This is a genomic window from Solilutibacter silvestris, assembly GCF_002895945.1.
Taxonomy (GTDB): domain Bacteria; phylum Pseudomonadota; class Gammaproteobacteria; order Xanthomonadales; family Xanthomonadaceae; genus Solilutibacter; species Solilutibacter silvestris.
Genome location: NZ_NPZB01000001.1, coordinates 495,307 through 511,059 on the forward strand (window position 1 = coordinate 495,307; position 15,753 = coordinate 511,059).

13 protein-coding genes are annotated in these 15,753 nt (G+C 64.7%); 9 read left to right on the forward strand and 4 right to left on the reverse strand.

Going from position 1 to position 15,753, the window contains the following annotated elements:
* Positions 1–25 precede the first annotated feature (25 nt).
* From Lysil_RS02200 to Lysil_RS02230, 7 genes are all read left to right on the forward strand, one after another.
* Positions 26–913 carry a LysR family transcriptional regulator gene (locus tag Lysil_RS02200; protein WP_165782352.1) on the forward strand — a complete coding sequence of 296 codons (888 nt, stop codon included), beginning with the start codon at positions 26–28 and terminating at the stop codon, positions 911–913.
* A 322-nt stretch (positions 914–1,235) separates the two neighbouring features.
* Entirely contained in the window at positions 1,236–1,496 is a 261-nt protein-coding gene (locus Lysil_RS02205) for a hypothetical protein (RefSeq protein ID WP_103073934.1), read from the forward strand.
* A 51-nt stretch (positions 1,497–1,547) separates the two neighbouring features.
* The gene (locus Lysil_RS02210; protein WP_205756841.1) at positions 1,548–2,144 is read left to right on the forward strand and encodes a DUF2239 family protein; all 597 of its coding nucleotides are present in this window, start codon (positions 1,548–1,550) and stop codon (positions 2,142–2,144) included.
* Positions 2,145–2,152: 8 nt separating this feature from the next.
* Positions 2,153–3,433, forward strand: a complete 1,281-nt coding sequence (locus Lysil_RS02215; RefSeq protein WP_103073936.1) for a TCR/Tet family MFS transporter — start codon at positions 2,153–2,155, stop codon at positions 3,431–3,433.
* Between the two features lie 92 nt (positions 3,434–3,525).
* On the forward strand, positions 3,526–5,433 hold the full coding sequence (locus Lysil_RS02220; RefSeq protein WP_103073937.1) for a M61 family metallopeptidase: 1,908 nt from the start codon (positions 3,526–3,528) through the stop codon (positions 5,431–5,433).
* Between the two features lie 116 nt (positions 5,434–5,549).
* A complete protein-coding gene (locus tag Lysil_RS02225; RefSeq protein WP_103073938.1) occupies positions 5,550–6,455 on the forward strand; it encodes a L,D-transpeptidase family protein in 906 nt (301 codons plus the stop codon).
* A gap of 91 nt (positions 6,456–6,546) precedes the next feature.
* Positions 6,547–7,398 (forward strand): murein L,D-transpeptidase catalytic domain family protein, encoded by an 852-nt coding sequence (locus Lysil_RS02230; RefSeq protein ID WP_103073939.1) that lies wholly within the window; start codon positions 6,547–6,549, stop codon positions 7,396–7,398.
* Positions 7,399–7,466: 68 nt separating this feature from the next.
* Here the strand turns inward: Lysil_RS02230 and Lysil_RS02235 are convergent, their stop codons facing one another.
* Positions 7,467–11,162: an indolepyruvate ferredoxin oxidoreductase family protein gene (locus tag Lysil_RS02235; protein ID WP_103073940.1), complete on the reverse strand. Its 3,696-nt coding sequence runs from the start codon at positions 11,160–11,162 to the stop codon at positions 7,467–7,469.
* A gap of 156 nt (positions 11,163–11,318) precedes the next feature.
* On the opposite strand from Lysil_RS02235, the gene Lysil_RS02240 reads away from it, so the two are divergent.
* Positions 11,319–11,951 (forward strand): ParA family protein, encoded by a 633-nt coding sequence (locus Lysil_RS02240; RefSeq protein ID WP_103073941.1) that lies wholly within the window; start codon positions 11,319–11,321, stop codon positions 11,949–11,951.
* A 44-nt stretch (positions 11,952–11,995) separates the two neighbouring features.
* Here Lysil_RS02240 and nagA read toward each other — a convergent pair whose 3' ends face one another.
* From nagA to Lysil_RS02255, 3 genes are read right to left on the reverse strand one after another with little or no spacing between them, the layout of a single operon-like run.
* The gene (gene nagA, locus Lysil_RS02245; protein WP_103073942.1) at positions 11,996–13,135 is read right to left on the reverse strand and encodes an N-acetylglucosamine-6-phosphate deacetylase; all 1,140 of its coding nucleotides are present in this window, start codon (positions 13,133–13,135) and stop codon (positions 11,996–11,998) included.
* On the reverse strand, positions 13,135–14,178 hold the full coding sequence (locus tag Lysil_RS02250) for an SIS domain-containing protein (protein WP_103073943.1): 1,044 nt from the start codon (positions 14,176–14,178) through the stop codon (positions 13,135–13,137). The genes nagA and Lysil_RS02250 overlap by 1 nt, the downstream gene beginning before the upstream one ends.
* A 34-nt stretch (positions 14,179–14,212) precedes the next feature.
* Entirely contained in the window at positions 14,213–14,956 is a 744-nt protein-coding gene (locus Lysil_RS02255) for a GntR family transcriptional regulator (RefSeq protein WP_103073944.1), read from the reverse strand.
* A 116-nt stretch (positions 14,957–15,072) separates the two neighbouring features.
* On the opposite strand from Lysil_RS02255, the gene Lysil_RS02260 reads away from it, so the two are divergent.
* Positions 15,073–15,750, forward strand: coding sequence for an HAD family hydrolase (locus tag Lysil_RS02260; RefSeq protein WP_103073945.1), 678 nt, complete (start codon positions 15,073–15,075; stop codon positions 15,748–15,750).
* The last annotated feature ends 3 nt before the right edge of the window (positions 15,751–15,753 follow it).

Here is a 15,753-nt window from a genome sequence, read left to right on the forward strand (position 1 = left end):
GGAGTGGATGATCCAGATTGACGGCATGGCAACCTTCGTTGCCGTGGTCGAGGCGGGCAGCCTGACCGCTGCCGCCACGCGCCTGAACACCACGAAATCAGTGGTGAGCCGGCGTCTTGTCGATCTGGAAACGGAACTGGGCGCGATCCTGCTCGAGCGCGGAACGCGCGGCGCGCGCGCGACCGAAGTCGGCGCGGTGTATTACGCCAAGTGCGTACGCATCCTCGAAGCGATCCACTCGTCGAGCGAATTCGTTTCCGGGTTCAACGACATCGTGGCCGGGACCCTGAAGGTCGCCATGGCGCGTTCGTTCCACGAAGCGTCGATCGCGGCAGTCCTCAATCGCTTCGCCGCGCAATATCCCGACATCGTGCTGCAGGTGGAAACACCGGAGTCGGGCCGGCTCGACGACGGCGATTTCGACGTCGCGCTGCAGCCGGGCGAACCGTCCGGCCCCGATCTCATCGCCCGCACCTTGTTCGAATTCGCCAACGTCCTCTGCGCCAGTCCCGACTACCTTCAGCGCCGCGGCATGCCACGCATGCCTGCGGAGATGGCCGACCATGACGCGCTGGTCGATGGTGACGGCAAGGCGATCGGCTGGAGTCATCGCGAACATGGCCAGTGGCTGCCACTGCGGACGCGGGAACACCTGCGCAGCAGCGATCGCCGGCAACTGGTGTCTGCCGTCCGCGAAGGACTCGGCATTCTCCTGGCGCCGGAATCGGTGGTGGCCGAAGATCTCTCCGCCGGGCGGCTGCAGCGTGTCTTGGCCGATGCCGAACTCCCACCGGGGCGGATCTCGATCCTGTATCCGCGCAGTCGCCGGACCTCGAGGAAAGTGCAGCTGTTGCTGGCATTCCTGCGCGAGGCGTTTCCAGCGGACGAGGCGATGATCGCGGATCCCGATTGACGCGTCCGATTGATGCGTTGCGGCTGATGCCAGGCGTTCGCATTGCGCGAACACCGGGTCCTTCCTGGCCACCTAGCCGCGAACACGGCGAGATCCCAACATCGTGCTGGCCAAGCCGCGACTCCGGCTTGCGTGTCGCCCGCATCCTCCCTGCCGGGCAGACCCAGATCGCTGTCCTCGGCGATCCGGACCAGAGGGAGGTTCGCCTCCCTCTGGCTCTGTTCGCGAAACGCGAACCCGGTGTTCGTCCGGGCCGGAAGCCAACTCCCTGAAACCTCCGGACAATGCCGAAATCGAAAGCAGCGGCGTTGCGAAACTTGTCATGAGCGTGGTCGATCCCATTGAATCTGCGCGTGCGTTGCAGATGACGATCAACCGGCTGTTCAAGTCCGACATGGGCGAAGTCCGCTTGATCATCAGGGGCCACGGCGTACTCGAGGCCAAGACGCTGTACACCTTGTGCAAGGTGGGGATCCAGGCAGCCCTGGACGACACCCTGCTTGAAGTAGAGGAAGACCAGGGCGGGGGCAGCCAAAACGGGGGGATGCCGGGGAGAGGCGCTGAGGGGAGCGCCTCTCCTTGACATTTTGATCCGGGTATAAAATGATGGCGTATCTTTCCAAGATCCCGCCTGATGTCCTGGAACCTCCACACCCGTTGCACCGCTTTCGTTGACGGCCAGCGCGTCGCCGCCGGCGAGTTGCGCCATGTCGCGATCAAGGCCAAACAGGCCGTGGATGCGCGCGCAGAAGCCCGGCTGCTGGTCTTCGATGATCGCGATGGCAGCCAGATCGAGCTGGATTTGCGCGGCAACATGTCCGACCTGATGCAACGCCTCAGTGGCGACGCGCCGATCACCCCGCCGCAGGATGAAACGCCGATCCGTCGCGGCCGTGGTCGCCCGCGTTTGGGCGTGACCGCGCGCGAAGTCACGCTGCTGCCGCGCCATTGGCAATGGTTGAACGCGCAACCCGGTGGGGCCTCGGTGGCGCTGCGCAAACTGGTGGAAGACGCGCGCCGCCGCAACGCCGAGTCGGATCGCGCCCGCGGCTGCCAGGAAGCGGCCTATCGCTTCATGCATGCGATGGCCGGCGATCTGCCCGGCTTCGAGGACGCCACCCGCGCGCTGTTCGCGCAGGATGTCGCCGCGCTCGAACAACACATGGTCGGCTGGCCCGACGATATCCGCGAGCATGCGTTGATGCTCGCTGCCGACGCGCTGCACCACTGAGATCCCGAATGGACATCACCCCACTGCCGCAGGTGCGTCGCGCCGCCGTTGCCTTCATCTTCATCACCGTCATGCTCGATGTGCTGGCGATCGGCGTGATCATCCCGGTGCTGCCGCACATCATCAAGGACATGGCCGGTGGCAGCTTCATCGAAGCCACGCGCTGGAGCGGCTGGTTCGGCACCGCCTTCATGGTGATGCAATTCGTGTTCACGCCGGTGCAGGGCGCGCTGTCCGACCACTTCGGCCGCCGTCCGATCATCCTGTTGTCGAACCTCGGCCTTGGCCTCGACTTCATCCTGATGGCGCTGGTGAACACGTTGCCGTTGCTGTTCATCGGACGGATCATTTCCGGCATCACCTCGGCCAGCTTCAGCACCGCGAATGCCTACATCGCCGATGTCACGCCGTTCGAGAAACGCGCCGCAGCTTTCGGAATGATGGGTGCGGCGTTCGGGCTCGGTTTCATCATTGGCCCAGCATTGGGCAGCACGTTGTCGCACTGGGGACCGCGCGTGCCGTTCTGGGGCGCGGCGGTCCTTTCGCTGGCCAACTTCTGCTACGGCCTGTTGGTGTTGCCGGAATCGCTGCCGAAGGATCGTCGCGTCGCCACCGACTGGAAGCGCGCGAATCCGGTCGGTTCGCTGATGCTGCTCAAGCGCTATCCGCAAGTGTTCACCATGGCGTGGGTGGTGTTCCTGTTTGCGCTGGCGCAATTCGCCTACAACAGCACCTTCGTGCTCAATGTCGATTACCGCTTCCATTGGGGTGAACAGCAGGTCGGCTACGTGCTGGGGCTGGTCGGCGTGCTCACCGCGGTGGTGCAGGGTTTCCTGGTCGGCAAGATCATCAAGAAACTGGGGGAACGCCGCGCGCTCTTGGTCGGCACCTTGTGCGGGCTGATCGCGCTCACCGGCTATGGCCTGACCTCGCACGGCTGGGTCTTCCTTGCGCTGATGCCGCTCGGTGCGTTGATGGGCATGGCCGGACCGGTGGTGCAATCGGTGATGACGCGCCAGGTCGATCCGCACGAACAGGGGCGCTTGCAGGGTGCGCTGGCGTCGTTGCAGAGCGTCGCCGGGATGATCGGGCCGCTGCTGTTCACCGGCGTGTTCGCCCACTTCATCGATCCGAAGACGCCGCTGCAGATCCCCGGTTCGCCCTTCCTGCTGGCGGCGCTGCTGGTTGCGCTGGCGTTGGTGGTGGCGTGGAAGAGCATGCGCGGCACGCCCGTAGCGGCAGTCGAGGAATTGCCGGTGGCCGCGCCACAGGAAGTCCTCCCGCCCTGATCGATCCACGCGATCGGGAGGTGACTTCCGGCACGGGTGCGGCGCTGGCCGCTGCGTAGGATGGGACGGTTATCCACCGGAGCCCGCCCATCATGTTGCGCCGCAGCCTGCCCGCCCTCGCCATCCTCCCCCTTGCACTCGCGTCCGCCCTCGCCCAGGCACAGGTTCCCGAACCGAAGGACGTCGATTTCCCCGGCGGCCCGGTGACCATCGAAGTCGATGCCACCGATCTCGCCCAGCGCATCTTCCGGGTGAAGGAAACCATCCCGGCCAGCCCGGGCACGTTGACGCTGCTGTATCCGCAGTGGATCCCCGGCCAGCACAGCCCGAGCGGCCCGATCGACAAGATGGCGGGCTTCGTGTTCACCGCCAATGGCAAGCGCCTGGCCTGGAAGCGCGATCCCGCCAACGTCTATGCCTTCAATGTCGAAGTGCCGGCCGGCGTTTCCAGCGTGACTGCCGAATACCAGTTCCTGTCGGCGACCAGCAGTGCCGAAGGCGGCGCGCAGATGACGCCGAAGTTGCTCAACCTGAAGTGGAACACCGTGCTGTTGTATCCGGCCGGTTACTACGGCGCACGCATTCCGTTCGTGGCCAAGGTGCGCTACCCGACCGGCTGGACGGCGTTCACCGCGCTCGATGTCGCCTCGCGTGCCGGCGACGTCGTCACCTACAAGCAGGAACCGTTCGACATCCTCGTCGATTCGCCGGTGTTCGCCGGTCGTTACGCCAAGGACTACGACCTGACGCCGGAAGGCAGCAAGGTGCCTGTGCATCTCAGCGTGGTCGCCGACGAGCCCGACCAGCTGATCGCCAAGCCCAAGCATCTCGACCAGCACAAGGAACTGGTGCGCCAGGCGCTCAAGCTCTACGGCGCCCAGCACTACGATCACTACAACCTGCTGTTCTCGCTGTCGAACCAATTGACCGGCAACGGCCTCGAACACCAGCGCTCCAGCGAGAACGGCGTCGATACCGCCTACTTCAAGGACTGGAACGAAAAGGACGGCAGCTATGATCTGTTGCCGCACGAATACACCCACTCGTGGAACGGCAAGTACCGTCGCGGCGCCGACCTGTGGGTGCCGAACCTCAATACGCCGATGCAGGATTCGTTGCTGTGGGTGTACGAAGGCCAGACCCAGTACTGGGGCAACGTGCTGGCCGCGCGTTCCGGCCTGCGCCCGATGGATCGCTCGCGCGACACCCTCGCCATGGTCGTCGCCACCTATCAGGACAACCGTCCCGGCCTGCAATGGCGCAGTGTGCAGGACACCACCAACGATCCGACCATCGCCCAGCGTCGTCCCAAGCCGTATCGCGGCTGGCAGATGAGCGAGGACTACTACTCCGCCGGCCAGCTGATCTGGTTGGGCGCCGACGCGATCATCCGCCAGAAGACCAACAACCAGAAGTCGCTGGATGATTTCGCCAAGGCGTTCTTCGGCGTCAACGATGGCGAATGGCGCAAGCAGAACACCTACAAGTTCGAGGACGTGGTCGGCACGCTCAACGGCGTCGTGCCCTACGACTGGGCCAGCTACCTGCGTGATCGCCTCGATGGCCGCGTGCCGTTCGCCAACACCATCGAGTCCACCGGCTGGAAGCTGGTCTACAAGGATGAGCCGAACGCCGCCGCCAAGGCCGGCGGTCGTCGCGGCGGTGGCGGTGGTGGCGACTTCGTCTATTCCATCGGCCTGATGCTGGACAAGGATGGCAAGGTCGGCGACACGCGCTGGGACAGCCCGGCCTTCAATGCCGGCATCGGCACCGGTGCCACGATTGTCGCGGTGAACGATGGCGAATACAGCAAGGACGCGCTCTCGGATGCGATCAAGGCGGCCAAGACCGACAAGGCGCCGATCAAATTGCTGGTCAAGGATTTCGACCGCTACCGCACGGTCAGCCTCGACTACCACGGCGGCCTGCGCTACCCGGCGCTGGAACGCATCCCCAATACTCAGGATTATCTGACAGACATCTTCTCGCCGAAGAAGTAATCTGTTTGCCGGAGGGGACCGGGGCGGTCCGCGCGTGAGGCTGATCGTGCCTGGTTAAATCAGGCATTCACGCGCGGACTGTTACCGTGGATTCGGCAATATCCGGGGATATGAGAATGCGTACGTGGTGGTTGGCGATCGCGCTGGTACTGGCAGCGTCCGGTGTCCAGGCGGAAGCCCAGAAGACAACGACCAAGGCGAAGGCGAAACCGGCGGCGGCGGCGGACAAGACGCCGGCCGTGCCCGTTCCGGCAACCCAGCAGGACATCGATGCCGATGCCGCGATCCTCAAGCCGGGCAGTTTTTCGTGGGCGCCCGAGCGCTCACCGAAGGGGCCGGTGGTGCTGGTGGTGAGCCTGCCAGAACAGCGCATGCACGTGTACCGCAATGGCGTGCGTATCGCGGTGACCACGGTCAGTACCGGCATCAAGGGCCGCGATACCCCGCCCGGCAGCTATGAAATCCTGCAGAAGCAGTTGATGCACCATTCCAATCTGTATGACGACGCGCCAATGCCGTTCATGCAGCGCATCACCTGGGACGGATTGGCGCTGCACGCCGGCCGCCTGCCTGGCCATCCCGCCAGCCACGGCTGCGTGCGCTTGCCGCGCGCCTTCGCCGAGAAGCTTTACGAGGTGACCAGGGTCGGTGCGCGCGTGGTGATCAGCGAGGACAGCGGCCTCGGCGATCTCGACAATCTGGTGCATCCGGGCCCGGACGCGCCGATCGATGCAATCAGCGGCCTGCCGCTTCCCGATGTTGCGGCGGGCGTGTTGCCGGCGCCGAAGCAGCTGGCGACCAGGGACGATGGCACGTCCGGCGGCAAGAAGAAGGCCAAGGACACCGCGACCGAGGATGCTCCGGCGGTCGATGCTGCCGCAGTCACGCCGCCACCCGAGTCCAAACCTGAACCGTTGCCAACGCCAATTGATGACCCGGCCACGAAGGTGCAGAAGCCGGCCGACGACAGTAAAAATCAGGAAATTCCGGTTGCGCCGACCCCGGACAAGCCCAGCCGCTAGGGCGTTTCCGGCAATCTGAATGGGGTTCCGGAACTGTCCCGGGATCGCGCATTCAGACAAATCAAGCGCTTGTGCATGTATTGTCATGCACATGAGGAAACTTCACGCGGTCTTCATCTCGCTGGCGGCGTCCACGTTGGTGAGCTGCTCAACTGTTCCCGAGCATGGTGCGACCGCGTCGTCGTCCGTCGTTGTCGCGCCCGTGGCGCGTCAGGCGCAGGGCGTAATTGAGCGTTTTCCGGATGCGCCTGCTGCCCAACTCGATCCCAACGCGGCCACGCTGACGAGGCTGGAATCGCTGGCGCCGGAAGCCGATCCCGGCGTGCTGGCGCTGGCGCTGGAAGCGCGCAACTGCGCGATCCGCAATGGTGAAGTCGATCAGGACGCCAAGCTGGCAGTGATCGACTATTCGCGACCGTCCACCGACAAGCGCCTGTGGGTGTTCGACGTCGCCCGCGACCAGCTGCTGTTTCGCGAACTGGTCGCCCATGGCCAAGGCAGCGGCGACAACGTCGCCACCCGCTTCTCCAATCAGGACAACAGCCACCAGAGCAGCCTTGGCCTGTTCCTGACCGCAGAAACCTATATTGGCAACAACGGCTATTCGCTCAAGCTCGACGGCGTCGAGCGTGGTTTCAACGACAACGCCCGTTCGCGCGCCATCGTCATGCACGGTGCGTGGTACGTCAGCCCCGACATGGCGGCGAGCAAGGGCCGCATCGGTCGCAGCCACGGCTGTCCGGCGCTGAGCCAGGGCATCGCGCGGCGGGTGATCGACACCATGAAGGGCAAGCAGCTGCTGTTCTCCTACGCCAACGACACGGCATGGCTGCATCGCGGGCAATCCTTCGCCTGCGATGGCCGCAGCGCCGACCAGATCCTTGCCGCCGCCCGCGCGCTGCGTGGTGGTGGCGCGCAACGGGTGGCGGTCGCGGCGCCGTAGGGGAATCAACAGTGGACATGAAAAACCCCGCTTGATGCGGGGTTTTTCGTTTCAGCAAGAGTGACGAATCACGCCACCTGCACCACCCGCAGCGGGTTGCGCCATTCCTTCAGCAATTCCGCCTCGCGCGCTTTCGCCTGTTCGACATGCGCTTCCTTGATGTGACCGTAGCCGCGAATGTGTTCGGGCACGCTGGCGATCTCCGCGGCGAGTCCGACGTTGCCGGAATCCAGCGTCTTCAGCAGCGACTCGATGGTTGATTGGTAGTCGGCGATCAACTGGCGTTCCATCTTGCGTTCGGCGGTGTAGCCGAACACGTCGAAGGTGCCTCCGCGCAGTGACTTCAGCTTCGCCAGTTGCTTGAACGCCTTCATCATCCACGGGCCGTACTGCTTCTTGATCAGGCGTCCCTTGGCATCCTTCTTGGCGAACAGCGGCGGCGCGAGATGGAGCTTCACGGTGACGTCGCCTTCGAACTGCTGGGCGATGCGGCGCTGGAATTCGCCGCTGGTATAGAGGCGCGCGACTTCGTATTCGTCCTTGTAGGCCATCAGCTTGAACAGGTAGCGACCGACCGCTTCGGTGAGCACGGTGGAACCCGGGGCATGGCGATGTTCGAAATCGCGGACGTTGGCGACGAAGGCGCGATAGTGTTCCGCGTACGCGGCGTCCTGGTAGTCGCCGAGGAAACCGACGCGGCGCGAGATCACTTCGTCGAGCGAACGCGACAGGCGGGCGTCGTCCAGCGGCAGGTAGGCCACACCTTCGTCGAAGTGTGCCGGCACCTGGCGCAGTTCGCGTTCCTGGTAGAAGGTCGCGGTCGCCGACAGTCCCGATTCGTGACCTTCGTTGGCGGTCGGCGCCAGCATCGGCAACCGGTGCGGCGTCGCTTCGGCTTTCGTTGGCGCGTTGTGGACGATGCCGGCGGCTTCGGCCACTGCGGCCATGTCGACCGCGGCGAGACGTCCCCACGCGAACGCGGTCTTGTTCATCGCCACTGCGGCGCCGTTCAACTCGACCGCACGCATCAACGCCTCGAACGAAATCGGCACCAGTCCCTGCTGCCACGCATAGCCGAGGATGAACAGGTTGGCGGCGATGGCATCGCCCATCAACGCGGTCGCGAGCTGCGTTGCATCGACCGTCATCGGCGCCTTGCCGTCGAGCGCAGCGCGCACGGCGGAGATGATGTCGGCAGCGGGGAACTGCATGTCGGGGCGGGTTGTGAAGGTGCCGGGCATCGCCTCGTAGGTGTTGAGGACCACGGCGGTGCGATCGGCGCGGATCTTCGACAGCGCCCAGTAATCGTTGACTACCACCATGTCGCAACCAAGCACGAGGTCGGCTTCGCCGGCGGCGATGCGCACGGCGTGGATGTCGTCCGGCGTGCGTGCGATGCGGATGTGTGTCGTGACCGCGCCGCCCTTCTGGGCGAGGCCGGTTTGATCGAGCACGCTCGCGCCCTTGGCTTCGAGATGACCGGCCATGCCGAGCAACGCGCCGATGGTGACGACGCCCGTGCCGCCGACGCCGGTGATCAGGATGTTCCACGGTTTGTCGAGGTTGGTCTTGAATGCCGGCATCGGAATATCTTCGAGGCGATGCGCGACATTGGCCTTGCGACCCTTCTTCAACTGGCCGCCTTCGACGGTGACGAAGCTCGGGCAGAAACCTTCGACGCAGCTGAAGTCCTTGTTGCAGTTCGACTGGTCGATGTCGCGCTTGCGGCCGAATTCGGTTTCCTTGGGCAGCACCGAGACGCAGAACGATTTCTCGCCGCAATCGCCGCAGCCTTCGCAGACCAGCGAGTTGATGACGACGCGCTTCTGCGGATCGACCAGCTTGCCGCGCTTGCGACGACGACGCTTCTCGGTGGCGCAGGTCTGGTCGTAGATCAGCACCGAGGTGCCTTTCACCTTGCGCAACTGTTCCTGCACCGCTTCGAGATCACGGCGATCGTGGAACTCGACTTCCTTCGGGAACAGGTAACGCTGGCGCGTCCACTTGGTGATGTCGTCGGACAGCAGCACGATGGTGTGCACGCCTTCCGCCAGCATCTGTTGCGCGATCTGCGGCACGGTGAGGGTGCCGTCGACTGGTTGGCCGCCGGTCATCGCCACCGCATCGTTGTAGAGGATCTTGTAGGTGATGTTGACGCCGGCCGCGATCGACTGGCGGATCGCCAGCGAACCGCTGTGGAAATAGGTGCCGTCGCCGAGATTCTGGAAGATGTGCTCGGTTTCGGTGAAGGCCGATTGTCCGGCCCACGTCACGCCTTCGCCGCCCATGTGGGTGAAGGTATCGGTGTCGCGATCCATCCACGTCACCATGTAATGGCAGCCGATGCCGGCCTGTGCGCGCGAACCTTCCGGCACCTTGGTCGAGGTGTTGTGCGGGCAACCCGAGCAGTAGTGCGGCACGCGCGGGAAGTTGGCGCGCGGCAATGCCAGTTCGCCTTCCTTGCCTTCCATCCATGCCAGCACGTTGCGGATCTGTTCGGAATCATGGAAACGCTGGATGCGCTGGGCGATGACGGCGGCGATGCGCGCCGGCGTGAGTTCGCCGGTCGACGGCAGGATCCACTCGCCGTTCTCGTCGTACTTGCCGACGATGCTCGGGCGTGCACCATCGAAGTTGTAGAACAGTTCCTTCATCTGCGACTCGATGAAGCTGTGCTTTTCCTCGACGACGAGAATGTCCTGCAGGCCGCGTGCAAACGCACGGATGCCCTGCGGTTCCAGCGGCCAGGTCATCGCCACCTTGTAGACGCGGATGCCGAGATCGGCGCAGGCCTTGGCGTCGAGTCCGAGGTATTCCAGCGCCTGCAACACGTCGAGATAACTCTTGCCGGTGGTGACGATGCCGAGTCGTGCATTCGGCGAATCGACGACCACGCGATCGAGCTTGTTCACCCGCGCGAACGCCTGTGCGGCCTTGACCGCGTAACGATGCAGGCGCATTTCCTGATCCAGCGGCGGATCGGGCCAGCGGATATTCAAGCCACCCGGCGGCAGTTCGAATTCGTCGTCACCCGGCAGCACGATCTGCTGCGCGAACGGATTGACGTCGACCGAGGCCGACGATTCCACCGTCTCGGCGATCGTCTTGAAACCGACCCAGCGACCGGTGAAGCGCGACATCGCGAATCCCAGCAGGCCCATCTCGAGGATGTCCTGCACGCCGGCGGGATTGAGCACCGGCATCATCGCGCTGACGAATTCGTGTTCGCTGCCGTGGGGCAAGGTCGAGCTGCGGCAGGCGTGGTCGTCGGCGGCCAGCGCCAGCACGCCGCCATGCCGTGAGGTGCCGGCGGCATTGGCGTGCTTGAACACGTCGCCGCAGCGATCAACGCCCGGACCCTTGCCGTACCACATGCCGAACACGCCATCGACCTTGGCGCCCGGGAACAGCCCGGTCTGCTGCGTGCCCCAGACCATCGTAGCGCCGAGGTCCTCGTTGAGGCCGGGCTGGAAGCGGATGTCGTTCTGTTCGAGGTATTTGCGCGCGCGCCACAGCTCCAGATCGAAGCCACCCAGCGGCGAACCGCGATAGCCGCTGATGAAGCCGGCGGTGTTCAGCCCCGCGGCAACATCGCGCAGGTGCTGCATCATCGGCAGGCGCACCAACGCCTGCACGCCCGACAGGTAGATGCGGCCTTCGACGCGCGCGTACTTGTCGTCGAGGGTGTAGTCGCGGTCGTTGACGCCGTGGGTCAGGGTGCCGGCGGCGGATTCGGGGGAGGAAAGTTCTGCGGTGCTGGTCATGCGGGCGGCCTCGCGCAGGCCCGGACGCGCCGTGGCGGCGGGTCGGGCGTGAAGGAAAGCGCAATTTTACAGCCTGCGACCTTTCGACGGCCTGCTAAGCCCTCTTGGCGGGGCCGATGCTAAGCTCCGGCCAGAGCCCATGACAGGTGTTGGTGGATGAAGACCGTACTGGTGGCAAGCTCCAAGGGTGGCGTCGGCAAGACGACACTTGCAACCAACCTGGCCGCCCACGCGGCCGTGCACGGCAAGCACGCCGTGCTGATCGACGCCGATCCACAGCATTCCAGCATGCGCTGGGCTGAACGCCGCGCCCATTACGACCATGCCGTGTTGCCAGTCGATGGCACCCGCAAGCAGTGGATCAAGCGCATTCCCGAGGACACCCAGCGCGTGGTGGTCGACACCCCGGCCGGTTCCCACAGCGGGTTGTTGGACGAATTCCTTGAATCCGCCGATGCCGTCCTCGTGCCGATCGGCCCGTCCGCGCTCGACATCGAGGCCACCGTGCACTTCCTCAATGATCTCGCCGGCCATCCGCAAATCAAGAAGGGCAAGGTCCCGGTCGGCGTGGTCGCCAATCGCTTGCGGCCGTGGACCAACGCCTCGCAGCAGGCGGTCGAGGTGATGCAGAGCTGGTCGATCCCGGTGGTCGGCCAACTGCGCGACAGCCAGGCCTACGTGATGATGGCCGGCCTCGGTCGCAGCATCTTCGACTACAACTCCGCGCAGATCCGCGAACATCAGGCCGATTGGGCGCCGTTGCTGCAGTGGTTGAACCGCGCGAGATAAGAACGCGCGCGTGGCGCTGCCGGTGGTAGCGTATTGCCGCGCGTTCAGCGCCCGCCGATCCACGTTCCCCTGACCTGCAGATCGCGGTCGAGCCAGACCAGATCGGCGCGATAGCCCGGCGCGATCTTGCCCAACTCGTCACCGAGCCCAAGGAATTCGGCCGGGTACTGCGATGCCATGCGGCAGGCTTCGTCCAGCGGCAGGCCGACGCGCTGCACGGTATTGCGCACGGCGCCGGCCATGTCGAGTGCGGAACCGGCCAACCCGCCTTCGGCGGTGGTGCACTTGCCGTCGCGGCAGGTCATCGGGATTCCGTACAACGTAAAGTCTTCGCGTTTGCCACCCACCGGCGGCATCGCATCGGTGACCAGCATCATCTTGCCGCGCGGTTTCGCCGCGATCGCGATCCGCAGCGCGGCGTCGCTGACGTGATAGCCATCGATGATGATTCCGCACCAGCTGTCGGGATCCTCGATCGACGCGCCGACGCCGCCCGGTTCACGGCTGCCCATCGGCGTCATCGCGTTGAACAGATGGGTGACGCCCCGCACGCCGGCGGCGAAGGCATCGCGCAATTGTTCGTAACTCGCGGCGGTGTGGCCGGCGCAGACCAGCACGCCGCGTTCGGCCAGCGCGCGCAGCACTTCGTGCCTGTCGTCGTGCGCGAAGCGTTCCGGCGCCAGCGTGACCATGGTGCGGCCGTTGCCGAGTGACGCCACCAGATCGAGTTCGGTCGCATCGGGCGTGTGGAACTTGTGCGGATCGTGCACGCCCTTGCGCGCTTCGGCCAGCCACGGTCCTTCGAGATGGATGCCGAGCACGCCGGGCACGCCCTGATCGATGGCATCGCGCACGGCGGCGATGGCCGCGCGCATCACCGCGACATCATCGCTGATCAGCGTCGGCATCAGGCCGGTGGTGCCGAACTTGCGATGCGCCTCGGCGATCCGGCGCACGCCATCGACCGTCGGCGTGTCGTTCAACAACACATCGCCGCCACCGTTGACCTGGGTATCGATGAAGCCGGGCACCAGCAGGCCGTCCTCCAGATCCACGACGGTCGCGCTGGTAGCGCGCAAATCGCGCGCGACGTCGATGATGCGGCCGTTTTCGACCAGCACATCGAGTCCGCGTTCGAAGCCTTGCGGGGTCAACACCTGGGCATTGCGAAAGAGTGTCGTCATCACACCGTCTCCGTGACTTTGTTGAGATGCGGCGGCACGTCGGGATCGTGGCCGCGCGCGATCGCCAGCGCGTTCGCTGCACGATAGAACGCCTGCACCGTCAGCAGCGGCGTGACAGCCGGATGCGGCGACGTCGGCAACGGCAACACGCCTTCGCCACTCGCGCCCGGACGTGCCAGCCACACCGGCGCGCCGCGCGAGCGGAAATCGTCGGCGACGGCGGCGGTGCTGGCACCGGTGTCGTCGTCCTGCGCGAAGACCAGCACCGGGAAATCGGGGCCGACGATCGCCATCGGGCCGTGTTTCACTTCCGCCGACGAGAACGCCTCGGCGTGCAGTCCGCAGGTTTCCTTGAACTTCAGCGCGGCTTCCTGCGCGGCGGCGAGGCCGAATCCGCGGCCAATCACGAACAGGCTGCGCGCCAGGCGCAAGCCACTGACCAGCGACGACCAATCCTCATTCCATGCATCGCGCAAGGCATCGGGCAACGATTTTGTCGCCGCCAGCAACGCGGCGTCTCCACTCCAATGCGCGGTGAGTTGCAGCAAGGCCGCCAGCGAGCACAGATAGCTCTTGGTCGCGGCAACGCTGTTTTCCGGGCCGGCGTGCAGCGGGATCACGGTATCGGCGAGTTTGGCCAGCGGTGAATCGGCGACGTTGACCAGTGCGACCACCATCGCGCCGGAGGCCTTGGCGATTTCGGCGTTGCGCAACAGGTCGGGGCTCTTGCCCGACTGCGAGATGGCGATGAACAGCGCACCATCGAGTTTCGGCGCGACCGCGTACACCGATCCCACCGATGGCGACGCCGATGCGGTGATCAATCCCAGCGTGGTCTCGAACAGATACTTGCCGTAGGTGGCGGCGTGATCGGAGCTGCCGCGCGCGCAAGTGACGATGAAGCGCGGCGGTTGCGCGCGCAGGCGTGCAGCGAGCGTTTCGATGACAGTGGCATTGGCGACGAATTGGCGAGCGATGGCATCGGCTGCTTCCGCAGCTTCGGCGTGCATTTTCGTCGTGTCGGGATCAGGCAATCGGGTCATCAGCTATGGGTTCGAAAGAGAAGAAGAGGTGTCGTTATTCGGCGTGCAATTCGGCAACGAAGTCATAGGCATCGCCGCGATAGAAGGAGCGGGTGAATTCGACGACGCGGCCATCGGCGAGGAAGGCGCGACGTTCGATGAACAAGCCGGGGCTGCCTTCCGGCAACTGCATCAGCCGCGCCTGTTCGGCATCGAAGGCGATCGCGCGCAACCGTTGCAACGCACGCACGGGATGGATGCCGCGCGCCGCGAATGCTTCGTACAACGACAGGCCGATCTCCGCCGAATCCGGCAACACCGATTGCGGCACGGTGGTGCGTTCCAGTGCCAGCGGTTGTCCGGCAGCAGTGCGCAAGCGGTAACTGCGGACGACCAGTACGCCCGGCGACAAGTTCAAAGCCATTGCTTCTTCCGGCGTGACTTCGCCGATGCCGTGTTCGAGGACCTGCGAACGCGGATCGAGGCCGCGAGCACGCAAATCATTGGTGAAGCTGGTGAGCTGCGAGAACGATTTGACGATGCGTTCGGCGACGAAGGTACCGGCACCCTGGCGCTGCACCAACAGGCCATCCGCGACGAGCCCCGAGATCGCCTTGCGCACGGTGACGCGCGAGACATCGAGCAGCTTGGCCAGATCGCGCTCACCGGGCAGGGCCTGTTGCGGTTCCAGTTCGCCGTTTTCGATGGCGTGCTGCAGTGTTCGCCGCAGGTGCTGGTAGGTCGGTGCGCGGCGGGCGGCGCGCTGGCGCTGGAATTCGGCGGCGAGGTAGGAATCCATGGTCTGACAATACCAATTGAATACCAAAATGGCAACAATGTGCGATAAATCCCAAATTGGTATCTTATTGGTATCTCATGCTAGAATGCGCCAACACCGGCCAGCCGAGGGTTTCGATGCGCGTCGCCCGCACCAGTTTCCTGTTCGATCTCGACGGCACCCTTGTCGACAGCGTCTATCAACACGTGATGGCGTGGAAGGAAGCCCTCGATGCCGAAGGCATTCCACTGTCGATCTGGCGCATCCACCGCAAGATCGGCATGAGTGGCGGCCTGTTCGCACGCATGCTGTTGCGTGAAACCGGACTGGAACTGGACGAAGCCCGACTCGAACGCCTGCGTCATCTGCATGCCGCGGCCTATGTCCGCCAGCCGGTTGCAGTGCGACCGCTGCCCGGTGCAATCGAATTGCTGCGCTATCTCGACGAAGCCGGCATCGCCTGGGCGATCGCCACCAGTGGCCGCATGGAAACCGCGAAGGTGAATCTCGATGCGCTCGGTGTCGACCCAGCGCGCGTGCCGGTGATCACCCGCGACATGGTCAAGCACGCCAAGCCCGATCCCGATCTGTTCCTCGCTGCAGCGGACCGCCTCGGCGTCGACATCCGTGATTCGCTGGTGGTCGGCGACAGCATCTGGGACCTGTTGGCGGCGCAGCGTGCGAATGCGCTCGGCATCGGCCTGCTCAGCGGTGGCTACGGTCGCGAGGAACTCGAGCGCGCTGGCGGTTTCCGCGTCTACGACGATCCCGCCGACTTGTTGCTTCACATCGACGAGGTGTGTTCGCGTCCCTGAAGG